Source organism: Caballeronia eucalypticola (assembly GCF_047608185.1).
Taxonomy (GTDB): domain Bacteria; phylum Pseudomonadota; class Gammaproteobacteria; order Burkholderiales; family Burkholderiaceae; genus Caballeronia.
Genome location: NZ_JBLKRU010000008.1, coordinates 202826 through 229131 on the forward strand (window position 1 = coordinate 202826; position 26306 = coordinate 229131).

General features: G+C 61.7%; 24 protein-coding genes. 13 read left to right on the plus strand and 11 right to left on the minus strand.

Going from position 1 to position 26306, the window contains the following annotated elements:
* Positions 1-113: 113 nt before the first annotated feature.
* The 4 genes from sucD (at position 114) to ACMX25_RS12475 (ending at position 4651) form a co-directional block, all read left to right on the plus strand.
* Positions 114-995 (plus strand): succinate--CoA ligase subunit alpha, encoded by an 882-nt coding sequence (sucD, locus tag ACMX25_RS12460; protein ID WP_031359567.1) that lies wholly within the window; start codon positions 114-116, stop codon positions 993-995.
* A 154-nt stretch (positions 996-1149) separates the two neighbouring features.
* Positions 1150-1860, plus strand: coding sequence for a TerC family protein (locus tag ACMX25_RS12465; protein ID WP_414950248.1), 711 nt, complete (start codon positions 1150-1152; stop codon positions 1858-1860).
* A gap of 117 nt (positions 1861-1977) precedes the next feature.
* Positions 1978-2592, plus strand: coding sequence for a pilin (locus tag ACMX25_RS12470; RefSeq protein WP_414950249.1), 615 nt, complete (start codon positions 1978-1980; stop codon positions 2590-2592).
* Positions 2593-2830: 238 nt separating this feature from the next.
* Positions 2831-4651 carry a PglL family O-oligosaccharyltransferase gene (locus ACMX25_RS12475; protein WP_414950250.1) on the plus strand — a complete coding sequence of 607 codons (1821 nt, stop codon included), beginning with the start codon at positions 2831-2833 and terminating at the stop codon, positions 4649-4651.
* 134 nt (positions 4652-4785) lie between these two features.
* Here the strand turns inward: ACMX25_RS12475 and moaC are convergent, their stop codons facing one another.
* Entirely contained in the window at positions 4786-5265 is a 480-nt protein-coding gene (gene moaC / locus ACMX25_RS12480; RefSeq protein ID WP_414950251.1) for a cyclic pyranopterin monophosphate synthase MoaC, read from the minus strand.
* Positions 5266-5428: 163 nt separating this feature from the next.
* On the opposite strand from moaC, the gene ACMX25_RS12485 reads away from it, so the two are divergent.
* Positions 5429-7483 carry a M48 family metalloprotease gene (locus ACMX25_RS12485; RefSeq protein WP_414950252.1) on the plus strand — a complete coding sequence of 685 codons (2055 nt, stop codon included), beginning with the start codon at positions 5429-5431 and terminating at the stop codon, positions 7481-7483.
* Positions 7484-7489: 6 nt separating this feature from the next.
* Here ACMX25_RS12485 and ACMX25_RS12490 read toward each other — a convergent pair whose 3' ends face one another.
* The 6 genes from ACMX25_RS12490 to ACMX25_RS12515 form a co-directional block, all read right to left on the minus strand.
* Positions 7490-8080 carry a DUF2946 family protein gene (locus tag ACMX25_RS12490; RefSeq protein ID WP_414950253.1) on the minus strand — a complete coding sequence of 197 codons (591 nt, stop codon included), beginning with the start codon at positions 8078-8080 and terminating at the stop codon, positions 7490-7492.
* A complete protein-coding gene (locus ACMX25_RS12495; RefSeq protein ID WP_414950254.1) occupies positions 8073-9365 on the minus strand; it encodes a YheT family hydrolase in 1293 nt (430 codons plus the stop codon). The genes ACMX25_RS12490 and ACMX25_RS12495 overlap by 8 nt, the downstream gene beginning before the upstream one ends.
* Before the next feature lie 123 nt (positions 9366-9488).
* On the minus strand, positions 9489-9935 hold the full coding sequence (locus ACMX25_RS12500) for a nuclear transport factor 2 family protein (protein ID WP_414950255.1): 447 nt from the start codon (positions 9933-9935) through the stop codon (positions 9489-9491).
* A 312-nt stretch (positions 9936-10247) separates the two neighbouring features.
* Positions 10248-11297 (minus strand): lipopolysaccharide heptosyltransferase II, encoded by a 1050-nt coding sequence (gene waaF, locus ACMX25_RS12505; protein WP_414950256.1) that lies wholly within the window; start codon positions 11295-11297, stop codon positions 10248-10250.
* 300 nt (positions 11298-11597) lie between these two features.
* A complete protein-coding gene (locus tag ACMX25_RS12510) occupies positions 11598-11792 on the minus strand; it encodes a zinc-finger domain-containing protein (protein ID WP_031359576.1) in 195 nt (64 codons plus the stop codon).
* Between the two features lie 120 nt (positions 11793-11912).
* Positions 11913-12836, minus strand: coding sequence for a branched-chain amino acid transaminase (locus ACMX25_RS12515; RefSeq protein WP_414950257.1), 924 nt, complete (start codon positions 12834-12836; stop codon positions 11913-11915).
* A 561-nt stretch (positions 12837-13397) separates the two neighbouring features.
* On the opposite strand from ACMX25_RS12515, the gene ACMX25_RS12520 reads away from it, so the two are divergent.
* The 8 genes from ACMX25_RS12520 to ACMX25_RS12555 all read left to right on the plus strand — a co-directional run bounded on the left by ACMX25_RS12520 (position 13398) and on the right by ACMX25_RS12555 (position 22364).
* Positions 13398-14264, plus strand: a complete 867-nt coding sequence (locus ACMX25_RS12520) for an AzlC family ABC transporter permease (protein WP_414950258.1) — start codon at positions 13398-13400, stop codon at positions 14262-14264.
* On the plus strand, positions 14261-14584 hold the full coding sequence (locus ACMX25_RS12525; RefSeq protein ID WP_414950259.1) for an AzlD domain-containing protein: 324 nt from the start codon (positions 14261-14263) through the stop codon (positions 14582-14584). Before ACMX25_RS12520 ends, ACMX25_RS12525 begins: the two co-directional genes overlap by 4 nt.
* 464 nt (positions 14585-15048) lie before the next feature.
* On the plus strand, positions 15049-16239 hold the full coding sequence (locus ACMX25_RS12530; RefSeq protein ID WP_414950260.1) for a phosphoglycerate kinase: 1191 nt from the start codon (positions 15049-15051) through the stop codon (positions 16237-16239).
* A gap of 439 nt (positions 16240-16678) precedes the next feature.
* The gene (gene pyk / locus ACMX25_RS12535; protein WP_414950295.1) at positions 16679-18115 is read left to right on the plus strand and encodes a pyruvate kinase; all 1437 of its coding nucleotides are present in this window, start codon (positions 16679-16681) and stop codon (positions 18113-18115) included.
* Between the two features lie 329 nt (positions 18116-18444).
* Positions 18445-19347, plus strand: coding sequence for a phosphoribosylaminoimidazolesuccinocarboxamide synthase (locus ACMX25_RS12540; protein ID WP_414950261.1), 903 nt, complete (start codon positions 18445-18447; stop codon positions 19345-19347).
* Positions 19348-19550: 203 nt separating this feature from the next.
* Positions 19551-20075 (plus strand): 5-(carboxyamino)imidazole ribonucleotide mutase, encoded by a 525-nt coding sequence (gene purE / locus ACMX25_RS12545; RefSeq protein ID WP_414950262.1) that lies wholly within the window; start codon positions 19551-19553, stop codon positions 20073-20075.
* Between the two features lie 73 nt (positions 20076-20148).
* Positions 20149-21336, plus strand: coding sequence for a 5-(carboxyamino)imidazole ribonucleotide synthase (locus ACMX25_RS12550; RefSeq protein WP_414950263.1), 1188 nt, complete (start codon positions 20149-20151; stop codon positions 21334-21336).
* Positions 21337-21341: 5 nt separating this feature from the next.
* Positions 21342-22364: an L-threonylcarbamoyladenylate synthase gene (locus tag ACMX25_RS12555; protein WP_414950264.1), complete on the plus strand. Its 1023-nt coding sequence runs from the start codon at positions 21342-21344 to the stop codon at positions 22362-22364.
* A 113-nt stretch (positions 22365-22477) separates the two neighbouring features.
* Here ACMX25_RS12555 and ACMX25_RS12560 read toward each other — a convergent pair whose 3' ends face one another.
* The 4 genes from ACMX25_RS12560 to dacB form a co-directional block, all read right to left on the minus strand.
* The gene (locus ACMX25_RS12560; RefSeq protein WP_414950296.1) at positions 22478-22750 is read right to left on the minus strand and encodes a type II toxin-antitoxin system RelE/ParE family toxin; all 273 of its coding nucleotides are present in this window, start codon (positions 22748-22750) and stop codon (positions 22478-22480) included.
* Positions 22750-22971 carry a TA system antitoxin ParD family protein gene (locus ACMX25_RS12565; protein WP_414950265.1) on the minus strand — a complete coding sequence of 74 codons (222 nt, stop codon included), beginning with the start codon at positions 22969-22971 and terminating at the stop codon, positions 22750-22752. The genes ACMX25_RS12560 and ACMX25_RS12565 overlap by 1 nt, the downstream gene beginning before the upstream one ends.
* A 155-nt stretch (positions 22972-23126) precedes the next feature.
* Positions 23127-24323: an SGNH/GDSL hydrolase family protein gene (locus ACMX25_RS12570; protein WP_414950266.1), complete on the minus strand. Its 1197-nt coding sequence runs from the start codon at positions 24321-24323 to the stop codon at positions 23127-23129.
* Positions 24324-24569: 246 nt separating this feature from the next.
* Positions 24570-26186, minus strand: a complete 1617-nt coding sequence (gene dacB / locus ACMX25_RS12575) for a D-alanyl-D-alanine carboxypeptidase/D-alanyl-D-alanine endopeptidase (protein ID WP_414950267.1) — start codon at positions 26184-26186, stop codon at positions 24570-24572.
* Positions 26187-26306: the final 120 nt, after the last annotated feature.

The window sequence follows — 26306 nt, forward strand, 5'->3', positions numbered from 1 at the left end:
AGGTTTAATCCGGCAATTACGAGCGTTCCACCAGACACGAAAGGCGGCGTGCGTGCCTGAGTGCTCCATGAGCATTCGAGGCGCGGGCGGCGTCGACGAACAGAGGTCACACTATGTCGATTCTGATCAACAAAGACACCAAGGTCATCACCCAGGGTATTACCGGCAAGACCGGTCAGTTCCACACCCGCGCTTGCCGCGAGTATGCGAACGGCCGTGAAGCGTACGTGGCGGGCGTGAACCCGAAGCGGGCCGGCGAAGATTTCGAAGGCATCCCGATCTACGCAAGCGTCGCGGAAGCGAAGGCTGAAACGGGTGCAACCGTTTCGGTGATCTACGTGCCGCCGGCTGGCGCGGCTGCTGCAATCTGGGAAGCTGTCGAAGCCGACCTGGATCTCGCCATCTGCATCACGGAAGGCATTCCCGTGCGCGACATGCTCGAGATCAAGGACCGTATGCGTCGCGAAAATCGCAAGACGCTGCTGCTCGGACCGAATTGCCCGGGCACGATCACGCCGGACGAACTGAAGATCGGCATCATGCCGGGTCATATCCACCGTAAAGGCCGCATTGGCGTGGTGTCGCGTTCGGGCACGCTCACGTACGAAGCGGTTGGCCAGTTGACGGCTATTGGCCTTGGCCAGTCGTCGGCAGTCGGTATTGGCGGCGATCCGATCAACGGTCTGAAGCACATCGACGTCATGAAGATGTTCAACGACGATCCCGACACGGACGCCGTGATCATGATCGGCGAGATCGGCGGCCCGGACGAAGCGAACGCGGCTTACTGGATCAAGGACAACATGAAGAAGCCGGTGGTTGGCTTCATCGCGGGCGTCACGGCTCCGGCCGGCAAGCGAATGGGTCACGCAGGCGCGCTGATTTCGGGCGGTGCGGATACGGCCGATGCCAAGCTGGAAATCATGGAAGCATGCGGTATCACCGTTACGAAGAACCCGTCGGAAATGGCGCGTCTGTTGAAGGCGATGCTGTAAGGGTTTCAGGAACGGCTGATCGACAGAAAACGCGGGGCTGCGCTATGCTTGCGTAAGCCTTTCGTAAAACGTCGGTTCTAAAAGCGGGGGAGCTAAGGCTTCCCCGCTTTTTTTATCGCGCGTTTTTTCTGTCGTTATCGTTTATTGGTTTTTCATGCTCGAATTTTTCGCCACGCTCCATTGGGGCGCTGTTCTACAGATTATCGTTATCGATATCCTCCTCGGCGGCGATAACGCCGTTGTCATCGCGCTCGCCTGCAGGAACTTGCCGGCAGAGCAACGCACGCGCGGCGTGCTGCTCGGTACGCTCGGCGCCATCGTGCTGCGGGTCGCGTTGATTGCATTTGCCGTCGTGCTGCTCGATATCCCATTCCTCAAGTTCGTCGGCGGGCTGATGTTGTTGTGGATCGGCGTGAAGCTGATGATGCCGGATCACAGCGACCCGGATATCAAGCCGACCGACCAGCTTTGGGCCGCGGTCAAGACGATCATCGTGGCCGATGCCGTGATGAGCCTCGACAACGTGATCGCCGTCGCCGGTGCTGCCGAAGCGGCCGATCCGCAGCATCGATTGGCGCTGGTTATATTTGGCTTGCTGGTGAGTATTCCGTTGATCGTGTGGGGCAGCACGCTGGTGCTCAAGCTGCTCGATAAATTCCCGATCGTGATTGCGCTCGGCGCTGGTTTGCTCGGGTGGATCGCAGGCGGATTGATGATCGATGATCCGTTTCTGGACCGCTGGCCCGCATTGAATGTGCTGGGCGCCGAGTACACGGCGCACGTGGCCGGCGCGGTGCTGGTGCTGGCTTGCGGCTGGTACTTTCGGCGGCGTGTGTTGGCCAGGGAAGCGAAAGTCGCGCACTGATTTTCGGTCAAGCCATAGGCCGTCAGGCTGACTGTTGGGACCGGGTTGTACTCAATAAGATCGAAGCGTCTGGATTGCATTACGCAACCAGGCGCTTCGTCTTTTTGGGGGTTCGCAATGGCAGCAGCAATGACAGCAGCGGTGTGCAGGGTAGATGGAGCGAGTAGCGGTAAGGCGTGGTTTCGAAGGCTGTTTACGCGCGGCAAGAAACAGCGTTTCGGGATGGGTTTCACGTTGATCGAGTTGATGATCGTGCTGGCCATTGTTGGCGTGGTGGCGGCGTATGCCATTCCGGCTTATCAGGATTATCTGGCGCGTAGCCGGGTGGGCGAGGGTTTGTCGCTGGCGTCGTCGGCACGGTTGGCGGTGGCAGAAAATGCCGCGAGCGGCTCTGACTTGGGTGGTGGATATTCGTCGCCGCCGGGAACGCGGAACGTGGAGTCAATTCACGTCGACGATACCAACGGGCAGGTCACTATCGCGTTTTCCACGCGTGTGGCGCCGGCTGGATCGAATACGCTGGTGCTTGTGCCGTCAATGCCGGACAACGCCGAGACGCCGACGGCACGTACCGTTCCGACGAAGGGTTCGGTTCAGGCCGGATCGATCACGTGGGAATGTTTCGCCGCCACGAAAACGGCGTCTTCCTTGCCGGCGCCGGGCGCGGGTCCTTCACCTTCGGAAGCACCCACATTACCGCCTAATCTCGCTCCGCCGGAATGCCGGACTTAGCGAGTCGAGAGGCTTTGAGTAAAGCTGAAAGGCTGTCCGCATGAAACCGTAATCGCGGTGCTTCGTCGTCGTGACGCTTGTGAGCGAGCACGCGGATTGCGGGCAGTCTCGATGTTTTGCCGAAACCACCACGGAATTTTCAGGAATGACGGTGATTTCGGCGCATTTCATGCCAGGCGCCGCACAGCATGAGTAATTTTTTGTATAGTGCGCCGGTTGCCGACGTTCCCGACCCCACATGCCTTCAAACATCGCGCGCTACCTTTCTCTTGCTGCCCTCTGTTTGGCGCTGACGATCCCGTTCGCGGTCGTCAACCACACCTATCCCATTCCGACCTTCTACGCCGAGTTTAGCGCGCTTGCACTGTTCCTGATGCTTGGCGGGGGAATGGCGCTGATCGTGCGGATGTCCGAGCCGCGCGTGCCATTCGCGACGCCGGTTATCGCGTTGATGCCGCTTGTGCTTGGGCTTCTTCTCGTGGCGCAGACCGTGGTTTTGCCCGTGTCGCAGCCGTCGATGAACTGGCTCGGCGGCGGCTATTTGCTGGCATCGTTTATTGCGGTGCATACGGGTTATGGCTTCGTGCGCGCGGATCTTGGCGAGAAGGTGTTGCGCTGGGGCGCGGCGGCGTTGATTGTCGGTGGGCTGTTCGCCGTGTTTTGCCAAGTTGTGCAGTTGTTCCACATGGAGTCGAAGTTTTCGCCGTTCGTGGTGGCTTACAACGTCACGATCGAACGTCGGCCGTTCGGCAACATGGCGCAGGCGAATCACTTGGCCACCTACATTGCGTTCGCGACGGCGGGTGCGCTGTATCTGGTGCAGACACGACGGTTGCCGGTGGTCGTCTGGTTCGTCTTGTCCGCGATATTTTCAGCAGGTCTCGCGCTAACCGTGTCGCGCGGACCTTGGTTGCAGATGGGCGTGATCGTATTCGGCGGACTCTGGATGGCCTTCATTCAGGGCCGTTCGACCGTGGCCGATGACCCGGATGGACTTGCTAGCCAGGCGGCTCGCAGCAAAATGCGCGCGTGGTTGATTCCGATCGTGTTGCTGGTCTTGTTCTTCGCGGTGAACGCGGTGATTCGCTGGGCGAACTTGCGTTTTCAGCTTGAACTCGGTCAATCGGCGGCCGAGCGGATGCAGGACGCGAACCAGATTGCGCCGCGGCTCGCGCTGTGGAAGTACGGCTGGACCATGTTCCTGACGCATCCGTTGCTGGGTGTCGGCTGGGGTGAGTTTCCGCTGCATCAGTTCGAGTTTGTGCGGGAGCTGGGTGGCGTGGAGATTGCGAATAATTCGCACGATATTTTCATCGACTTGCTTGCGAAAACCGGTCTGCTCGGCATGGCGATCATAGTGTTCAGCGTGGGCTGCTGGCTCGTCCGCGTGCTGCGTGCGCCGCATACACCTGCGCGGATTTTCGCGTTGTCGCTGCTGGGCGTGCTGATGATGCACGCGCTTGTTGAGTATCCCCAGCAGTACATGTTCTACCTGATGCCCGCGATGCTGATTTTTGGCTTGCTCGAAACGCGGCCGTTGCGGTGGGTATCGCGGCCGTTTTCTTATGGTTTGTATGTTGTGCTGGTGGTGCTTGGACTTGCTTCGCTGTACCCTATCTTGCGCGATTACAACCGCTCGGAAGTGCTCTATTACGGTTCGCAGCCGGCTGAGCAATATCGTGCGGATCCGTCGTTTTTGTTCCGAGCGTGGGGTGAATACGGCGCCGCGACATTGCTGCCGATGAACAGCCAGGACCTTGCGACGAAGCTCGCGATGCATCGTCAGGCGCTGGCGTTGTTGCCGGGGGAAACGGTGTTGCGGCGTTATGCGGTGTTGCAGGCGTTGGCGGGACAATCGCAGGACGCGCTCGATACCATCGCCCGGTTGAAGATATTCTCCACCGAGCTTCACGACTGGCCGCAACAGCTGTCGGACGTTTATCAGTTACTGGATGAACAGGGCAAGCCGCTCGCCGGGTTTAAGGCAGAACTGATGACGATGTATGGCGTGCCGGCACCGACGACTAATGACGATGACAGTGATGATGACGATGATTGAGGGGCGGCCTGATCGATAACTCGATGAGACCGAAAGTCTTGAGTTCGAAGAGATCGATCAGGGTTAAAAGCAAAGGCAGTTCCGACTCGCGTTGGAACTGCCTTTTTCTTGGCTAAAACGGAGGCGTTCCACGCTCAACTCCCCACCACCCAATCCCCCGATTTCCCGCCGTGCTTCTCCAGCACTTTGACATTGGTGATCGTCATTCCCCGATCCACCGCTTTGCACATGTCATAAACCGTGAGCAGTCCCACTTGCACGGCGGTCAGCGCTTCCATCTCCACGCCGGTACGCCCGACCGTTTCCACGCGTACTTCGCAAAACACGCCCGGCAAATTTTCATCGATCGAAAAATCCACCGCCACTCGCGTCAATGCCAGCGGGTGGCATAACGGGATCAGATCTGAGGTGCGTTTCGCGCCCTGGATCGCTGCGATTCGCGCGACGCCGAGCACATCGCCTTTTTTAGCCTTGCCGTCGCGGATCAGCGCGAGCGTGGCGGGTAGCATGACGATCGAACCGCGCGCGATTGCCACGCGACGCGTCTCGCTTTTATCGCCGACATCGACCATGTGGGCTTCGCCAGAAGCATCGAAATGTGTAAGTCCGGACATAAACTCTCCTTGCAACGGGCGCTCATCATAACAGCGGCGCACGGGTGGTCCAGCCGGGCGCACGCTGCTACGATAAGGCTTTCAAGTCGTTTTCGCTTATCCGTTCGCAGCGTTTCGGCTGATGGCCGCGATCCGCCTCGGTGACCGTATAGCAGAGTTTGCCATGCGTCCAAATCGACTAGTTGCCGCCATGTTGTGCCTGACCGTGGCCGTGCCGCCGGGCGCGTTCGCGCAAGCGGTTTCGGCCGCGCAAAGTGCGAATACGTCGAACACATCGAACACCCCGCTCACCACCGTCCCCCGCCCGGATCCCGCACCATCTCGGGCTACAAACCCAAGCATCGACGCCAACGTCTTCGGTCTCTACGGCGGCGCCGAAACCCGTTTCGCGAACCGTCCGGGTGAAAAAGCGGGTCTCCAGGCATCGATGAACACGCTCCAGTTGCCCGATCTCGGCGATGGTTCCGGCGGCACGCTGACCCCGCAAGCCGAGCGTCGCCTCGGCGAACGGCTGATGCGCGATCTGCGCCGCGATCCCGATTATCTCGACGACTGGCTCATCCGCGACTACCTGAACTCGATTGCGGCGCGGTTATCGGCCGCGGCGACATCGCAATATATCGGCAGCTATCTGCCCGACTTCGATCTCTTCCCCGTCCGCGATCCGCAAATCAACGCGTTTTCGATGCCCGGTGGTTTCATCGGCGTGAACACGGGCCTGATTGCCACGACCGAAACGGAATCGGAGCTGGCATCGGTGGTCGGACACGAGATGGGGCACGTGCTGCAGCGGCACATCGCTCGCATGATGAGCACGGGCGAGCGCAGCACTTACGCGGCGCTCGCGGCCATGCTGTTCGGTCTGCTGGCGGGCGTGGTGGCGCATAGCGGCGACCTCGGCATGGGCATCGCGATGGGCGGGCAGGCCTTCGCTATCGATAGCCAGTTGCGTTTTTCGCGCGCGGCGGAGCGCGAGGCGGACCGCGTCGGCTTCCAGATGCTCAGCGCGGCCGGCTACGATCCCTACGCAATGGTCGCCTTTTTCGCGCGCCTCGACCGTACGGCCATGGGCGATAACGGCCTGCCGCCGTATCTGTGCACGCATCCGCTGACCGGCGAACGCATGGCCGATATGGAGGACCGGGCACGCCGGGTGTCATATCGACAACCCCGGCAAGGTCCGGAGTACGGTTTTGTGCGGGCGCGGGCGCGCGTGTTGCAGGGGAAGTCGGCGAGTGAATATCGCGATATCGCCAGCCGCTTGCGCTCTGAAATCAATGATGAAACCGCGCTGAATGTATCGGCGAACTGGTACGGAATCGCGCTCGCGCAGACGCTGGTCGGCGATTACGGCGCGGCCACTGAAGCGCTGGGTGAAGCGCGGCGGGCGTTTGAGAGTCGCGACGTGGCGGGGAATTCGGACGCGAGTGCGGCAAAACGCGAGCCGGGCATGCGGTCTATATCGGCGGAATCACGCCGGATGAGGTCGAGCGCCTCAGGGACACGGCCGGTATCGATCACGAGTGAAGCGGGCGACCGGTCGCGTCCGCAACTCCGGCAAAGCGCGGCGGGCACGCCGCCGGCATCGCTGGAATCGTCCGGAAGCGCCACCGCACAACGCGTTGAAAAAAGCGCTGCAAGCGCACCATCGATCGATGTCGGCTCGCTCGCCAGCACGGCTCTCGCATCCCTAAATGCTGCGAGTTCGTCAACCGCCCCAACCGTGAACCTCAGCCCCATCGTCGTAACAAGCCGTGTGTCCCGCAGTTCGCCGAGTCTCGATGTCCTCGCCGCCGAGATCGCGCGCCTCTCAGGTCACGACGCCGAAGCCGTCCATCTCGCCGAAATCGCTCAAGAGCGCTGGCCCGATTCCCATGCTGCCGTCGAAACGCACTTGCAGGCGTTGTTATCGGCGCATCGATTCACCGATGCCCAGACGCTCGCCCGCCGCGAAACGCGCGGCGATCCGACCCAGCCCGACTGGTGGCGATATTTGGCGCAGGCGAGTGTCGGCGCGAATGATCCGATGCAGCAGCATCGCGCCATGGCCGAGAAGCTTGCGCTCGATGGCGCGTGGCCTTCCGCAATCCGGCAATTGGAAGCGGCCCGCGATCTCAAGAGCGCGAGCTTCTACGATTTATCGACGATTTCGGCGCGTCTGCGCGACTTCCAGACACGCTACAAGGAAGAGCGCGAGTTGGAGAAGGACGATAGTTAGGAAGCTTTACGAGGCCGCCGCTCTCGCCGCCGGACTGGTGACGAAGCCAAACTCGCCCGGTACATCCGCTCGTTCGATATGCCCCGCCGTCAGGTCCAGGCCAGCCGCGAAATGGAATACGCCGTTGTCATCGTCGAGATCGGCGTGCGTGGAAAACAGATCGAGATCGTGATCGTGCAATGCGGCGATACGGAGCGAACGGGCTCCTTCCGACACATCGGTGCCGTCCGAAAACAGCACACCGCCTTCATCGTCGAGCCAAACTGCCGTCGGCTCAAACTGCCCGCCTGCGTGATCGGTTAACCGCAGCGCGCCTTCCACTTCACTCAGCCGCACGATCCACGGCGTGTAACCCAGTTCTACATACACGCGCTGCGGGCCGTTTTGGAAGAACCACTGGCCGTCGGCATCGGCGGCGTAATTGCGGTTGATGAAACCCAGCAACGCGTCGTGCCGGATGATATCGCCGGGAAGGCCTGCTGCCTGCGTGGCGTCGTCACGCATGCGCCACTGGCCGCGCCGGTCGAGCAGCAGCCAGCCGGTGCAATGCGGAACGTTCGGCCATTTGGCCAGCGCCTGTTTGACAATCTCATCCATGCTCGGAATCCGTTTGGTGTGGAGCGTGATGCGGGTGATCCACGTGATGCACATGGGTCTGCAAATAGCCGAAAACCCGCTGCGACAACCAGTCGATTCGCCCCGGAAACGGGCCAGTCATGAAACCGACGTGGCCGCCATGCTCGGGTTGATCGAGGGTGACCGCCGCCGAAACTTCCGCCGCCGACGGCAACACGCGCCCAGGCAGGAACGGATCGTTGCGGGCGTTCAAAACCAGCGTTGGAATGGCGATGCGCGGCAGATAGGGCCGCGTGGTCGCTCGGGTCCAGTAGTCCTCGGTATCGCGGAAACCGTGAACGGGTGCGGTCACGGCGTTATCGAAGGCGTGCATGGTGCGGGCCGCGAGCATGGCGTCGCGGTCGAACAGGCCGGGATACTGGTCGAGTTTCGCCAGCGCCTTGCGCTTGAGCGTCTTGAGGAAGTTACGCGTATAGACCATGCCGAAACCCTGCGATATTGCGTGGCCGCCGGCGTGGACGTCGAGCGGAGCGGAAATCGCGGCGGCTGCATCCAGGATGGCGGTCGCGTCCTGTTCCTGCTCGCAGAGCCATCGCAACAGCACATTGCCGCCCAGCGATACCCCCGCCGCGATCACCGGCCCGGCATGTTGCGCCTTCAATCGACGCAAGACCCAGTCGACTTCGGCGCTATCGGCGAGATGGTAGAAGCGCGGAAGGAGATTCATCGAACCGCCGCAACTGCGGAAATGCGGCACGACGCCAAACCAGCCGCGCGCCTTCGCTTCGGCCATCAGCACGCGTGCGTAATGCGAGTCGGAGCTGCCTTCGAGGCCGTGGAAGAGTACGAATAGCGGAGCTGTCGGGTTGGGAGCTGGCGCCGCGCCCGGGCCGCGGTTTGCGGCTTCATCGAACGATTTCGCGACGGAGTCGGCGTTTCGAAGTTCGCCCGGAGCAGGATGCGAAGGTTGCGAGCCGTTAGCGGTGGCGGCATCGGAATGACCCCGCTCATTGCCTTCACCTTCAACGTCATAAGCCAGCCAGTCGAGATCGATGAAATCGCCGTCCGGGGTGTTCCACCTTTCCCGTCGATATTTCACCGCCGGCCGCGGCGCGAACAACGCCGGAACAATAGTCTGCGCGTGTGCGGTAGGTAGCCATCGAGGCGCCCGGTACAGCCATTCGGCCAGCGGTTCAAGCGTTGCCTGGCTTACCGCGTCGAGAGCGGCCGAGGCGTTTTGCTCAAGCGCGGAGGGAGGCTCCAGCGCCGGAGCGTCAGGGATGAGATGAGCGTGCTCGCGTTTCATGGCGCGTCTTCAAACAGGATGCAGGATGCGAACGGATGCCGACGGTCTGCAGATCAAACTATGACAGCAATCGTCGAGCCGCGGACGCCGGCCACCTCGCCGAGCCGATCCGCACAAACGATGTCAATGCAGTGGACCTTGTCCATGTCGCATTTTCGCCGCAACTTGGCCTGCGGCTTCGTCTGGCATCGCACTAGCGTGGATATGTGCAATGCGCCATTCACCACGTTCGTGGACCATTACATACGTGCTGAACACCATGAAGGGCGTGCTGCCCGGTTCGGAGGGCTGATGTGCTTCGGCGATGGCGTACACCACGGTGCCGAGACTGTCGTATACACGGATATCGAGCGGCTCGACCGTGACCGGCTGGTTCCCCAGTTGCGTCGCCAGGCCCGCGCGAATACTGTCCAGGCCGCTCAGATGCGAGCCGTCCGCACAAATAAACGTGGCGAATTCCTCGTCGATCCAGAGCGCCATGATGCTGTCGATATTGCCCTCCGCGACAGCCTGGTAATAGGCGTTGAGGGTATCGGCGGCGGCTTCGAAGAGGCGGGCAAAACGTGGCATGGCTAGTGGGTCTCTAACGGTCGATGCACGGCGCCGATGTTCTCTGACAGCAAGGCGCGACGGTTCGGTCAAGTTTCAAAAGCATGCCCCGGCTTAGGGACATTGGCATGTCAGGACTTGCCAGGAGCCGCAAACACGCCGCCGATAGGAACTCGGGAGGACGCGGACACGGCGCCGGGAAAGCTGGCGTGGCGGATGTTGCCCTGACGAAGTCATGAAGCAAGCTTCGAAGCGGCCGGGCCAAACCCGCTCGGTCAGACTCGCTCGATCTTCTTGAGCTGCGTCGCCGAAGCCGCTCCAGCACAACCCGCTTTAATGATGCTGCATCATCAACATGCCGCGTAAATCGCCGAAAACCTGCTCGGCGCCGAGTTCACGCAAACAGTTCAAATGACCCAGCGGACACTCGCGGGCAAAGCAAGGACTGCATTCGAGGTGCAGCCATTGTACCTTTGCGAGATCGGACAGGGGCGGCGTGTGGCGCGGGTCGGTCGAGCCGAACACGGCCACCAGCGGGCGGCGCAGCGCGGCGGCCACATGCATCAAGCCGGAATCGTTGGTGACGACCGCGCTCGCGCGCGAGATCAGCGCGCAGGCTTCGCCGAGAGACGTCTGGCCGCACAGGTTGCGCACGTTCGGCGCGCGATCGGCAATGGCCTGTGCGATGGGCGAATCTTTCGGCGACCCAAGCGCGACGATCCGGGCATACGGGAACGACTGCGCGATGAACTGCGCAAGCGTCGCGAAATGCTCCGGCGGCCAGCGTTTTGCGGGACCGTATTCCGCGCCCGGGCAAAACACGACGAGCGGCGCGCGGGTATCGAGATTAAAGCGGGCGGAAACGCGCGCGGCTTCGTTCAGGTCGGTATCGAGTCGCGGCACCGGCATGGGAACCGTAGCGTTTTCCTGCATCCACGGCAGCTTCGCGCCCGGCGCGTAGGCGAGGGCGGCGTACTGGCCCACCATGGGCGGACGTTGCCCCTTGGCCGGATTCGCGTGCCGCACGTTGAGCAGGCCATAACGGCTCTCACCCGTATAGCCCACCCGCAGGTTGATCCCCGCCATCCACGGAATCAGCGCCGACTTGAACGAGTTCGGCAGCACGTACGCGGCGTCGTAACCCACGTCGCGCAGATCGCTCGCGAGTTGCCATCGACGCAGCATTTGCAGCTTGCCGTGGGCGAGATCGGTGGCGTAGACGTCGTGGATCTCGGGCATGCGTTCCAGCACGGGCGCGACCCAGGCGGGTGCGACAGCATCGATGACCATGCGCGGATGCAGCTTTTTCAGCAGCGAAAACAGCGGCTGCGCCATCAATGCGTCACCAATCCAGTTCGGGGCGATAACCAACGCGCGACGCATCTATGTAAGTTCCAGTCTCAAAAATAACGCAGCTCACACCTTGGCAGGCGGACGCGTTGTTGCAATTTTGGGAGAAGGCGCCCGGCATCCAGTGTCCGATGTCGAAGCGCGAGGTGTTGTGCTCTCAGTGATTTCAGCGCATTCAGGATACGGAGCGCGGCCGGAGCGTGAGGTTCAACGGGATCGGCGGCAGCATAGGCTGATTGCGGCACAACATGACGAGTGACCGCGAGAAAAAGCGGGCGGCGTGATTCAAGCCGCAAACCGCTTGTCCCCGCGAAGTCGAAAATTCGCGAAGATTCAATGACCCTTGATGTGTTCGCCGTCTTTCAGCTTATAGCGCGTGCCGCAATACGGACAACGTGCTTCGCCGTGGGAAATATCGAGGAAGACGCGCGGATGCGTGCTCCAGCGCGGCATGTTCGGGTTCGGGCAAAACGCCGGCACATCTTTCGCCGACAACTGGACCAGCGGCATTTCCTTCAGTTCGCTCATGAGGAATCTCGTTCGTTCTAGTCTGGGGACGCGGTGAGCCTTGTTTTCGAGTCCGGTATTCCTCAAGACTCGAAAAACCCGGCTCACCGCCGTACTTCATGCGTCGGGTAGCGCGTTAAGTTACTTAACCTGCGCAAGCCAACTGGCGTACTTTTCGTTCTTGCCGCTCACGATATCGAAGAAAGCGCTTTGCAGCTTCTCCGTGATCGGACCACGCTTGCCTTCGCCAATGGTGCGATTGTCCAACTCGCGGATCGGCGTGACTTCAGCGGCCGTGCCGGTGAAGAAGGCTTCGTCGCAGGTGTAGACCTCGTCGCGCGTGATGCGCTTTTCGATCACCTGAATGCCGAAGTCGCGTGCGAGCGTGATGACCGTGTCGCGCGTGATGCCGTCCAGGCACGACGCCAGGTCCGGCGTGTACAGCTTGCCGTTGTTCACCAGGAAGAAGTTTTCGCCGGAGCCTTCGGACACGTAGCCGTCGACGTCGAGCAGCAGCGCTTCGTCGTAACCGTCGGTGATGGCTTCCTGATTGGCCAGGATCGAGTTCACGTACCAACCCGACGCCTTCGCGCGAACCATGGACACATTCACATGATGGCGCGTGAATGATGACGTCTTGACGCGGATGCCCTTCGCAATGCCGTCGTCGCCGAGATAGGCGCCCCACGGCCACGCGGCAATTGCGACGTGAATGGTGTTGCCTTTCGCCGATACCCCCAGTTTCTCCGAGCCCACCCAGATGATCGGCCGGATGTAGCACGATTCCAGCTTGTTCACGCCGACCACTTCGAGTTGCGCGGCTTCGAGCGTTGCATGGTCGAACGGCACTTCCATCTGGAAGATCTTGGCGGAGTTGAGCAGGCGCTTGGTGTGGTCTTTCAGGCGAAAGATCGACGTGCCGTTGCCGGTCTTGTAGGCGCGCACGCCTTCAAAAACGCCCATGCCATAGTGCAGCGTGTGGGTGAGCACGTGGATGTTGGCGTCGCGCCAGTCGATCAGCTTGCCATCCATCCAGATCTTGCCGTCGCGGTCGGCCATTGACATACGATTTCTCCTGGCGAGTAGTGTGCAGATATTGAGTGGGCTGCCCGGTTTGCATCAGCGCGTTTCAGCGGCTGATCGTCCGTGTCTTTCGCTGTTCCGAGCCGGGGCGCCTGTCCGGAGACGGCGCGAGGGGCAGGGGATTCCAGCGTAAAACCGGCAAACAGCCGGGCGGCCAAAGACCGTCATTTTAGCGTCTTTTCGATCAAAAAATGGGCGTCGTCGGCCATTTGGCGCCTTTCACGACGCTATAATTTGCCTTTCGCCGCCGCGCGATGTGCTCAAGGTGCAGTCAGCGTCGTGGTTCGAAAGCAAACCGTGAGGAACGTCCGGGAGGCCGGCCTCTGGGTTGGTCAGCCTGACGGGACGTAAGACTCGGCGTGATTCAAGGCGCGGCATAGCGGCTTCGAGTCGGGTTTCAGTCATCCTGGACAGTGATTCAGTCTCTATCCGCAACGGGTCGGCGCTGGTCGTCGGGCCTTCGCCCGTTCTTCGCCCGTTCTTCGCCGAATCCGCTGGATTCGCCGCTCCACCGCACAAGCACACCGCGACTCGCACCAATCCATGTTCGACCGGCTGTCAGACCTTAACCGACGCGCGTTTCTCGATGGCGTCAAAACCCTCTCCCCGGCGGTTCCGGCCACGTTCTCGTGGGGTCTTGTCACAGGCATCGCGATGGCGAAGTCGGTGCTGACCGTGCCGCAGGCGCTCGGCATGTCGCTCGCGGTCTACGCGGGATCATCGCAACTGGCTGTGCTGCCGTTGTTCGCCGCCAAGCTTCCGCTCTGGACCATCCTGCTGACAGCCGCCATGGTCAACTTGCGGTTCGTCATTTTTAGTGCCGGGCTTGCGCCCCATTTCGCCTATCTGCCGTTGCGCCGCCGTCTGGTGCTCGGCTATTTCAATGGCGACATCATTTACCTGATGTTCCAGAAGCGTAATTTCCCGATCGGATATCAGCCGGGCAAGGAGGCGTTTTTCTGGGGCATGGCCGCGACGAGCTGGTCGTCCTGGCAGATTTCGTCCATAGCGGGAATCCTGCTCGCGAGCCTTTTCCCCGATAACTGGGGCCTCGAGCTTGCCGGCACGCTTGCGCTGATCCCGCTGATTGTCTCGGCGATTGCCACGCGCTCCACGCTCGCGGCCGTTGGCGTGGCGAGCGTGATCGCCTTGGTGGCGCTGGACTTGCCGTATCGGCTTTCGTTACCGCTGGCCGTGGCGGCGGCCCTGCTTGCAGGAACATTCGCCGATCTCATGGCCGAGAAGCTCGGAGCACGACGCAAGACCCGCGGCGGGACAAGGCGTGTAGACGTTGCGGAAAATCCCGCACCCCGTCACATCGAAACTGAGCCACTGAACCCCTCGTTCGATTCTTCATCCGGTCTCGACAAAGCGCCGGTCAGCCCCAAGGCCACCCGGAGCGCGCGGTGAGCGCCGCGCAAGTCTGGCTGGCTATAGGAGGAATGGGGCTGATCACGAGCATTACGCGCGCCTTGTTCCTGATCGGCGGTGAACGCATGATCCTGCCCGAACGTGTCCAGCGCGCGTTGCGTTACGCACCGGCTGCCGCTCTGGTCGCGGTCGTCTTGCCGGATATTCTGACAACATCGACCGGCCTGTCAGTCGCTTTCTCGAATCACGCGCTCTACGCGTCCCTCTGCGGTCTCGCCTGGTTTGTTTGGCGCCGCGGCATGCTGGGGACAATCGTCGTCGGCATGATCGTCTTTACGCTATTGCGGCTGTTCGCCTGACGCTGGTGTTGCTGCGGCGCGTCATGCAGCAAGTCATGCAAGCCATCGCAAACTCACCAATCCCGAATCCTGGGGATTTGCGTTTCCTGCGTCGGACGGGCATGGGTATCGGTTAAAATGGCGCTCTCGCTGTCGTATCGAATGAGGTCGAAACGTGTATCCGGCAGTCACCGCACACCAGCTTCACTCGCTCCATGCTTCGCTGCAACGCCTCGTTGGCCGGGCCTTCAGGTCACCGGCGAAAGGCGCGGCACGCCTCGTTTCGTCATCTTCGCATTACCTTGTTTGTCCAGATCGTTGTTCGACCCGTGCGACGTTGAGTACACGCCGGCTTGGCACCGGAATGGTTTTGAGCACTTCAATTTCCCCGTAGCGACCTTGTGAGCCCGCTGGCCTAAAGCCACGGCGCGCAGATTCAATTCGCCCGAACCGCTTTCCAATTACTCGCTCACCCGCTGACTCCCATGACGAAAGTATTGCGTTTCACCGATCTGATCGCCGAAGGCAAAGTGTCCGGCAAACGTGTTTTCATCCGCGCCGACCTGAACGTCCCGCAGGATGACCAAGGCAACATTACCGAAGACACGCGCGTGCGCGCCTCGGTGCCGGCCATTCAACAAGCGCTGGCAGCAGGCGCCGCCGTGATGGTCACGTCCCATCTCGGGCGCCCGACTGAAGGGCAGTTCAAGCCGGAAGATTCGCTCGCGCCGGTGGCGAAGCGTCTGGGCGAATTGCTTGGCCGTGATGTCCCGCTGATCGCCGATTGGGTCGACGGTGTGCGGGTTCAGCCGGGTCAGGTCGTGCTGCTTGAAAACTGCCGCTGCAACAAGGGTGAGAAGAAGAACGACGACGCGCTGTCACAGAAGCTCGCCAAACTCTGCGATATCTACGTGAACGACGCGTTCGGCACGGCGCATCGGGCCGAAGCGACCACGCACGGCATCGCGAAATATGCGCCCGTCGCGTGCGCCGGTCCGCTGCTCGCCGCTGAACTCGATGCATTGGGCAAGGCGCTCGGCGAGCCGAAGCGCCCGCTGGTCGCGATTGTCGCGGGTTCGAAGGTATCGACGAAACTCACGATCTTGAAGTCGCTGGCGGAGAAGGTGGACCAGCTGATCGTGGGCGGCGGCATTGCCAATACGTTCATGCTCGCGTCGGGGTTGAAGATCGGCAAGTCGCTGGCGGAGAAGGATCTCATCGACGAAGCCAAGACCATCATCAGCGAAGCGCGGGCGCGTGGGGCATCGGTACCCATTCCCAGCGATGTCGTGACCGCGAAGGAATTCGCCGCGACCGCCAAGGCTGAAACGAAAGCCGTCGACCAGGTTCAGGACGACGACCTGATCCTCGATATTGGTCCGGACACCGCCAAGGCGCTCGCCGCGCAGTTGGAGAAGGCGGGCACGATCGTGTGGAACGGGCCGGTCGGCGTGTTCGAATTCGACCAGTTCGGCAATGGCACGAAGACGTTGGCGGACGCAATTGCGAACTCATCGGCGTTCTCGATTGCAGGCGGCGGCGACACGCTCGCGGCCATACAGAAGTACGGCATTCACGACGAGATTTCCTACATCTCGACGGGCGGCGGCGCGTTCCTCGAGTTCCTGGAAGGCAAGACGCTGCCGGCAGTAGAAGTGCTCGAATCGCGGGCCTGAGCCCATGAAACGAGCCACTCAGAAGAGCAATCGTCCCGAGTCCGTCGTTGCTGAAGTCGCTGAAGATAAAGAAAAGTTGGTTGCCGACGCTGGTTTGTCCGTGGCGGCAGAGATTGGATCGAGGGTGGCGGTCGGGAGCAAGTCCATTCCCGGCCCCGCTCGCGCAGCGGTAAAGTCAAAGCGTTCCGCTGCATCGCCGGCCGGGCATGGTTCGGATTCAAAGCAGGAAACAAGGAAAGAAATCAGAAAGGAAACGGCGGTCATGATTGGTGGCGCGAGTGCGTCGCTGATTCCGGTCGCCGGGCAGATATCGAATAGCCATCACAAAGCGACGCCGGCTCGAGCTGGCGCGCGTTCGCAGGCGGAGACAGCTTCATCCCCGTCGGCACACCGTACTCGCAGCGCTGTTTCAGGCGATACCACCCAGACGAGGAATTCCATGCATCGCGCTACAAAGATTGTCGCCACTATCGGCCCCGCTTCCAGCACCCCTGAGGTCTTGCTGCAAATGATGCAGGCAGGTCTCGACGTGGTTCGCTTCAACTTCTCGCACGGCACGGCCGACGATCATCGCCAGCGCGCGCAATACGTTCGCGATGCCGCCAAGCAATGCGGTCGCGAAGTCGCGTTGATGGCGGATCTGCAAGGCCCGAAGATTCGCGTCGGCAAGTTCGAAAACGGCAAGGTCACGTTGATCGCGGGCAATTCGTTCATCCTCGATGCTCGTTGTGAATTGGGCAATGACGAACGGGTTGGCCTGGATTACCCGGATCTGCCGCGCGACCTGCGCAACGGCGACGTGCTGTTGCTGAACGACGGGCTGATCGTGCTCGACGTGGTCCGCGTGATTGGCGAAGAGATTCATACCACGGTGAAAGTGGGCGGTGACCTGTCGAACAACAAGGGCATCAACCGGCAGGGCGGTGGCCTGACGGCGCCGGCGTTGACCGAGAAGGACATGGAGGACATCAAGACGGCGATGTCGCTGGGTGCGGACTTCGTGGCGGTATCGTTTCCGAAGAACGCCACTGACATGGAGATGGCGCGGCAACTGGCGAATATCGCGGGCGCGCCTTACGGCATCAAGCCGAAGATGATCGCGAAGATCGAGCGCGCGGAAGCCATTCCGGCGTTGCAGGGCATTCTTGATGCGTCCGACGGCATCATGGTCGCGCGTGGTGATCTGGCCGTGGAAGTGGGCAATGCGGCTGTGCCGGCGCTGCAAAAACGCATGATCCGGATGGCGCGCGAGTCGAACAAGTTCGTGATTACGGCGACCCAGATGATGGAGTCGATGATCCACGCGCCCGTGCCTACGCGTGCTGAAGTATCCGACGTGGCGAATGCCGTGCTCGACGGTACGGATGCAGTGATGTTGTCGGCGGAAACGGCGGCGGGTAAGTATCCGGTGACGACCATCGAGACAATGGCGGCCATTTGCCTGGAAGCCGAGAAGTCCGAACAGAGCGAACTGGACAAGGATTTCCTCGACCGCACGTTCACGCGGATCGATCAATCCATCGCGATGGGCGCGTTGTTCACCGCTTACCACCTGGGCGCGAAGGCGATTGTTGCCTTGACCGAGTCCGGCGCAACGGCGTTGTGGATGTCGCGGCATTGGTCGCACGTGCCAATCTTCGCGCTGACGCCGCGCATTGGCAGCGAGCGGACGATGGCGCTTTATCGGAACGTGACGTCGCTGCACCTCGATACGAACACCGATCGCGATGTTGCGCTTCAGCAGGCGCTGGAAGTGGTGGTATCGAAGGGATATGCCGCTCGTGGGGATATGGTCGTGTTGACGGTTGGCGAGCCAATGGGCCAGGCCGGCGGAACGAACGCGATGAAGATCGTGCGCGTGGGCGATCCGTTTTAAGGTTTATCGCGCAGGCGGAGCGTTTACACGGCCCGCTGGACGATTTTTTTTGAGATGGCCATCCTCGACGGCGTGGCGAGCAGGTTTTCACTGCAGCCTCACCGTCGATGAACCAAAACCGGGCCATCCGCCCGACGCGTTTACAATAGCGATGAGTCGCGCTTGTCGCCCGGTTTGCGCCGGGTATCAAACCGCAGAATGAATGCAAAGGCTGGCCCAGGGCGTATCCCAAGGCCAGCCGACACGAACCGCCGTTCCCGCAATTCCGGGGAACGGCGTGTTGGTTTTTTCTCTCAGCCTGATTTGCGGCACTTTTCCGGTAGATGACGATGTCCACCTCACATTCCCCGCTGTACGAATCCACGCTGAAATCGTTGCCCCTGCTTGGGCGCGGCAAGGTCCGCGACAACTACGCAGTCGGCCGAGATCAACTCCTGATCGTTACCACCGACCGCCTCTCCGCGTTCGACGTGATCATGGGCGAGCCTATTCCGAACAAGGGCCGCGTCCTGAACCAGATGGCCGATTTCTGGTTCGCGAAGCTCTCGCACATCGTGCCGAATCACAATACGGGCATTGATCCGGCAACGGTTGTCGCAGCCGATGAAGCCGATCAGGTCAAGGGCCGCGCCGTCGTGGTGAAGCGCCTCGAGCCGATCCTGGTGGAAGCGGTCGTGCGGGGTTATCTGGCCGGCAGCGGCTGGAAGGACTATCAGGCAACGGGTTCGGTGTGCGGCGTGGAATTGCCGCCGGGCCTGAAGAACGCCGAAAAGCTGCCCGAGCCGATCTTCACGCCGGCGGCGAAGGCGGAAATGGGCCATCACGACGAAAACATCACCTACGATGAGATGGAACGCCGGATTGGCACGGAGCTCTCGGCGACCATCCGCGAGATTTCGATCAAGTTGTACAAGGAAGCAGCCGAGTATGCGGCGACGCGCGGCATCATCATCGCGGATACGAAGTTCGAATTCGGCCTCGATAACCGCGGCGAACTATTCCTGATGGACGAAGTGCTGACGGCGGATTCGTCGCGCTTCTGGCCGGCGGACGGGTATCAGGTGGGCACGAACCCGCCTTCCTTCGATAAACAATTCGTGCGCGACTGGCTCGAAACGCAATCGTGGGGAAAAACGCCCCCGGCGCCGAAGTTGCCGGATGATGTGATCGCGAAAACAGCCGAAAAGTACGAAGAAGCGCTGCAACGGTTGACCGGGCAGTCGCTGGCGTAAAGTTTCACGCGGCCGGGCCGGCGCGCGACGCCGCTTCGCTTATGCGGGCGGTTCCGGCGGCTTGGCCGCGCTTTAGATGACAGCAAAAACTGCCGGCAGTCAGCGTACGAAGGCAACAGACCCTGCACCGCCCGCAAGCTACCAATCCAGATCACTCGAAAAAGGCCGCCGAAGGCCTGTTCACCCCAAAGGAATGCAGCACGATGAGCGAAGTCCAGACCGCCGCCGCCCACACGCATGACACACCGTTGATCGGCGTGTTGATGGGTTCCAGTTCCGACTGGGACGTGATGAAAAACGCGGTCGCGATCCTGCAGGAATTCGGCGTGCCTTACGAGGCAAAGGTGATATCGGCGCACCGCATGCCCGACGAAATGTTTGCCTACGCCGAAAGCGCGCGTGAGCGCGGCCTCGTGGCGATCATCGCCGGCGCGGGCGGCGCGGCGCATCTGCCGGGCATGCTCGCTGCCAAAACTACGTTGCCGGTGCTGGGCGTGCCGGTATCGAGTAAATATCTGAAGGGCGTGGACTCGTTGCATTCGATCGTGCAGATGCCCAAGGGCGTGCCGGTCGCGACGTTTGCTATCGGCGAGGCGGGCGCGGCGAACGCGGCGTTGTTCGCCGTCTCCGTGCTCGCTGTCACTCAAGCGGCCTACGCTGACAAACTCGCGGCGTTCCGCGCGCGCCAGAACAGTGCGGCGCACGCGATGGTCCTCCCGCCGCTCTAAATGCAACGCAGCAGTTTCACGTAACACCTCCGGCACTTTTCCCGGCCCGAGACCGACTGACCGACCCCACAAGATGAACGCACATACCCAACCCAGTTCTCCCATCCAGCCGGGCGCATGGCTCGGCATGGTCGGCGGCGGCCAGCTCGGCCGCATGTTCTGTTTCGCCGCGCAATCGATGGGCTATCGCGTGGCGGTCCTCGATCCGGACGAGACGAGCCCGGCGGGTTCCGTCGCCGATAAACATATCCGCGCCACGTACGACGACCCCGCCGCGCTCACCGAACTCGCACGCTTGTGCGCGGCGGTATCGACGGAATTCGAGAACGTGCCGTCCGCCAGTCTCGATTTCCTCGCGAAAACCACCTTCGTGAGTCCCGCCGGCCGATGTGTCGCGATCGCGCAGGATCGCGTGGCGGAGAAGCGGTTTATCGCGAGTGCGGGCGTGCCGGTGGCACCGCATGTGGTGATCGAGTCGCCGGAAGCGCTGGCCGCTTTGAGCGATGAACAGATCGCCGCCGTGTTGCCGGGCATCCTGAAGACGGCGCGGCTGGGCTACGACGGCAAGGGCCAGACGAGCGTGCGCAATGTCGATGAAGTGCGCACCGCGTATGGATCGCTCGCAGGCGTGCCTTGCGTGCTCGAAAAGCGCATGCAGTTGAAGTTCGAGGTGTCGGTGCTGATCGCGCGTGCCGGCGACGGGAAGTCGGCTGTTTTTCCGCTCGCGCAGAACCAGCACGTCAACGGCATTCTGGCCAAGACCGTGGTGCCCGCGCCGGACGCGTCGCCTGCGCTTGTTGCCCAGGCTCAGGACGCCGCGCTGACGATTGCCGCGAAGCTCGATTACATCGGCGTGCTGTGCGTGGAATTTTTCATCTTGGAAGACGGCACGCTGATCGCCAACGAAATGGCGCCGCGTCCGCACAATTCCGGTCATTACACCGTCGATGCCTGCGCCACCAGTCAATTCGAGCAGCAAGTCCGCGCGATGACCGGCATGCCGCTGGGCGACACGCGCCAGCATTCGCCGGCCGCGATGCTGAATATCCTCGGCGATATCTGGTTCGAAGGCACGAAAGCGCGCACGCCGCCGTGGCACGACGTGATCGCGTTGCCGACCGCGCGGTTGCATCTGTACGGCAAGGAAGAGGCGCGGGCCGGCCGCAAGATGGGTCACGTGAATTTCACCGGCGCGACGCTGGAAGAAGTGCGCACGGCGGCGCGTGATTGCGCGCGCATGCTGCACATTGCGCTGGATTGACCCCGATGACTTTTGAAGCGCCCACGGTCGCGCGGATCCAGGAGGCGGCGGCGCTGCTCGACGCCGGGCAACTCGTCGCGTTTCCGACTGAAACCGTCTACGGACTGGGTGGCGATGCCGGGAATCCCGAGGCTATCGCCCGGATCTATGCGGCAAAAGGGCGGCCGTCGAATCATCCGGTGATCGTGCATCTCGCACCCGGCAGCGATCCGGCGTACTGGGTCGAATCCCTTGTCCCCGATGCGCAAACACTGATCGATGCCTTCTGGCCCGGCCCGCTCACGCTGATCCTCAAGCGCGCCGCGCACGTGCCGGCGGCGGTCAGCGGCGGGCAGGATTCAGTGGCTATTCGCTGCCCGTCGCATCCGGTCGCGCAGGCGCTGCTCACCGCCTTCAGCGCGTTGCGCGATGGTCATGGCGGCGTGGCGGGGCCATCGGCGAACCGGTTTGGGCATGTCAGTCCGACCACGGCGCAGCACGTCCGCGATGAATTCGGCACTAGCGTGCATGTGCTCGATGGCGGGGCGGCGAAGGTGGGTATCGAATCGACGATTATTGATTTATCGCGGGGCTTTCCCGCGTTGCTGCGGCCGGGTCATGTGAGTCCGCTGGAAATTGCGGATGTGCTGGGTGTGATGCCGCGTTTGCCGGATGGCACCGACGCCAGCGCGCCACGCGCTTCCGGCACGCTGAAAGCGCATTACGCGCCGCGCACACCGCTTAGCTTGTTGCCGTTCCCGGCGCTGGAACCGTTGCTCGCGGCGCATCCGTCGAGTGGCGGCAAGAAGCTGGCGCTGGTTGCGCGCGCCTCGAGTGCTGGTCGATGGGCGGACTCGCCGAACGTGCATTTTGTTGCCGCGCCCGATGATCCGCGGAGCTATGCACGCGAGTTGTACGGTCTGCTGCGCGCGCTCGATTGCGCTGATGTCGAAAGGATTTTGATCGAGACGCTGCCCGTATCGGCGGAATGGAACGCGGTGAACGACCGGTTAGGGCGCGCGGCTGCGGCGTTTGAAGAGCAGGAGTAGGGGCGCGGCTGGCTAGCGATGCTTCAGGCACGATCAGCTAAAGCCTTGCGATCATGGGTCGAGGCAGTGCTCGTTGCCTGACAGTGACGAATCGCAATATTTTCCGTGGTCTTCTATCGCTTGAGGTCGCGGTAGAAGTTTTCGTGAGAACCCAAGCTCAAAAGCACCAACTCTGTCGACGACAACTGATACGACAGCAAAACCTCTTGTTTGTTGAGCTTGAATTTGTGGACGAAAACGCCCGCTAAGTCGCCCTTTTTTGCGACGCCGATATCGGGCGCCCCCAAGACTTCACGAATTGCATCTTCCACAATCTTCTTGTCGCGAACATGCAGTTTCTTTGCGGCTCTACCGAAGGTTGGGGTCGCGAGAATTTTCCGCGTCATCACGAAGAGAACTGATATTCCGCAAGCTGACCTGCCTTGGCTTCTTCGACAGCGAGGAGCGTGTCCTGGATGAACTGGACGGGAAGCTCAGGGTTCTCTTCAACCGCTTTTCCGAGTCGTGCCCAATGCTCAATTTGTTTTGGAACCGAGCGATGTTTTGCCGCCGCATGCGGCTTCGCAATCTCGACCAGTTCGTCCGATAGTTTGAGTGCCACAGCCATGATGAATGCCTCCCGAAGACGAAGGTGCATTGTGGCTCATAATGCAACCTTTTGCAACCCACGCATGTATCCTTGGAAGCCCAAAATGCAAAACGCCCGGTCTTCATCGACCGGGCGTTTTGACTTCATCAGCTTATCCCGCTATCCAGCCGCGTTTATTTCCCCAGTCCGCTCGCAGCAATCTGCTGCTCCACGAACGTGGAGAACAGTGCGTGCAGATGCGTCGTCGGGTGGACCGTATCCGCGTACATGTACGTCTGGTCCGCGCCGGCCACCGTGTAGGTTTGCGGTGAGCAGAACAGTGACGTAGCGAATGCCGACGGGTCCGGCTCGCCGAGCTTGGTCGCAGCGGCGGTCATCGCGGCGAGATTACAGGCCGTGCCCGTATTCGATACCGTGAAGCCGTTCGCCTGGAAGTTCGCCTGGATGCCGTCGACCCAGGTGTAGGCATCGACGTAAATCACTTTCGACAACAAGCCCGACTGCTGCAGCGCGCCCTTCAGCGTGCCGTTGAACAACTGCGTCACTTGCGAGAAGGTCACCCCTTTATCGGCGCTCGCCAACCCTTCAGGCGCTCCGCCAATATCAGGAACCGCCGACACCACCACGTGCGTCGCACCGGATTGCAGCACCCGGCCAACCAGCGTCGCCAGGTCGATTGCCGCCTGGCTGATGGCGGTCGTCGCGGCAGTCGTTGCCGCCGTGCCCGCTGCCTGCGCTTGCGCCGGCGTGATGGCGCCCGCGGCGAGCTGGGCCTGGATGCCCGCGGCTGTGGCTTGCGCCACGGCGAGGTTGTAGAAGATGTCGTTGGCGCCGCCGTTCACCAGCACGAGCTGGTTGGCGTTGAACGAGCCATGCGAGCCGATGTACTGCGTGACCTGATCGTTGATCGGGATCGTCGTGGCTTGCGAGAAGTCGGCGTTGGCCGTGCCCGGCGTGGCATGGCCAACGCCAGGCTGCAGCGTCACGCGTGAGCCGCCTTGCGCGTAACCCAAACCGCTGGCCGGCGAAAGCGGGATACCGAAGCCGCCGGTGTTCGCTGGTGTCAGCGTGTCGCCGTAATACTGCGCCACGTTCTGGGTCCAGATCTGGCCGGGATTCGTCGTGAAACGCCCGCCGCCGAAGTTTGCCGCTGCGACCGGCGCATAAGTGCCGACGTCGGAGAGACTGTCGCCAAACGACACTACTTGCAGTTTCAGACCGCCCGCAGGCGTGTTGTTATTGTTGTTGTCGCTGCCGCCGCATGCAGCCAGCAGGGCAAACGCGGCGCATGCAGTGGCTGTCTGCACGGCGAGCAGCCAGCGCGGTTGACGCGCGGCGGGTTTCGTCAGGGCGGGTTTCATTGACTTCATCTCCTCGTTCCTCGTTTATCTGGTCATGTGGTCTGCACGCCGCGTCGAGGTTGCTTTCGGCTGGCTTTCCGCTTGGGCGTTGGCTTCGAACCTTCAAACGACAAGCACTGCGGACAATGCGTGTCGTCGGCCAATCGTGGCGATAGCTTACCGAATCTTTAAGAGGATTTGAGACTCTTTCCTACGAGGGTTTGCCTGTGCTTGCAGAGCGCGCATCCTCGGGTTCTAGGTCGCTACGGAACCGGTTCAGTCCGTCGCGCCCGTGCGACGCGCGCCTTCATACACCCACTCGAGCAACGCGTCATGCGCTGCCCGCGCCGCTTCGGAACGCGGATCGTTGATAAAGCTCACCACGACATAGCTTTCGCCGTTCTCCGCGCCCACGTAGCCGGCGATAGCCCGCACGTCGCGCAACGTACCCGTCTTGATGTGGGCATTCCCGCCCGCGCCCGCGTTCGTGAGCCGGTTGCGCATGGTGCCGTCCACGCCTGCAATCGGCAGCGACTCGATGAACACCTGCGCCACCGGGCTCGAATTCGCCGCCACCAGCAGGTCGGCGAGCGATTGCGCCGTGATGTGTTCTTCGCGTGACAGGCCCGAGCCGTTATCGAGGTAAAGGCCGGTCATGGGCAGGGCGCTGCGATGGAGGAACGCTTCAATTGCCGCCGCTGATTTCTGGGTCGTCGCGGGCGGTTTGCCCATCGCGGCGCCGATGGTCAGGAACAAGTTGCGTGCCATCACGTTGTTGCTGAACTTGTTGATGTCGCGAACAATGTCCGACAGCACCGGGCTGCGATGCGTGCCGACGAGCCGCGCGCTGACCGGCGTCGGGCCTTCGCGCGTGGTGCCGTTGAACGTGCCGCCCGCCTGTTTCCACAGCGCGAGGAAGCCGCCGGCGAAGAAGGTGGAGTGATCGAGCGCGGCGACGTTGATGGTGCGCGGGCCGCATCGAAGCGGATAGTCGCCGATAAACGACGCCTGCACAAAACCGCCCGTGGTTTGCGCCACGCTCGGCGACGCCGCCGGTAGCGAGCCCGCGCAAGCGCCGCGCGTGACCTTCAATTCGTTGTCGATTTGCAACTGCGCGAGTTGCGGCAGGACATCGATAGAAACTTGTCCGTCCGAGTTCGGCGTCAGCGTGAACGACAGCGACTTGAACGCGTACAGCAGCGGATCCGGGCCGACGTTGTACGGCGCGGTTTCGTCGGCGTCGAAGGCGGGGAGGTTGCGCGTGGAGGTGTCGAAGTAGCGTTTGTCCAGCACCAGCGCGCCGTCGATACCCGTGATGCCGTTGTGGCGAATCTGGTCCACCAGGTCGATCAGTTCTTCCGGCACGAGCTTCGGATCGCCCGTGCCCTGGATATACAGGTTGCCGTGAAGGACACCGTTTGCATCGACTTCACCGTCGGCGTAGGCCGTGGTTTTCCAGCGGTAATCCGGACCCAATAACGACAAGCCCGAGTAGGTCGTCACCAGCTTCATGGTGGACGCGGGCATCATCGGCTCGGTGGCGTTGATCGCGACGAGGGGCACGCCGCCGCCGCCGATCCGTTCGACCACTACGCTCATCGATGAAAGCGGCACGTGGGCACGTGCAAGCGCCGCCATGACGGTAGCTGGCAGCGGGCCGGCCGGCACCTTTGGAACGGCGACGCGCTGGACGCCCTTCGACTTCTTCGCCGCTGCGCGCTTCGGCGTGGGTTTCTGTGCTTCCGTCCTTGAACCGCCGCCGTTACCGCCGCGCGCTTCGACGGGCGCGTTCACCGCGAAGGTGAAAGTTGCTGCGGCCAGGACCAGGGTCGCGGCTGCGCGCCAACGTTTGGAGAGTGGATTTTTCCTGTTCAGAAAGGCTGCTGTATACATGTGATCGGATCGTGATGAGGTGATGTCGTGCGATTTTTGCGGATTGCAGGGCGAGGGCGCCCCAAGCGGTGCGCGTATTGTATGGGGGTTCTGCTTACGGTTTGACGTTTGCGGGATTTC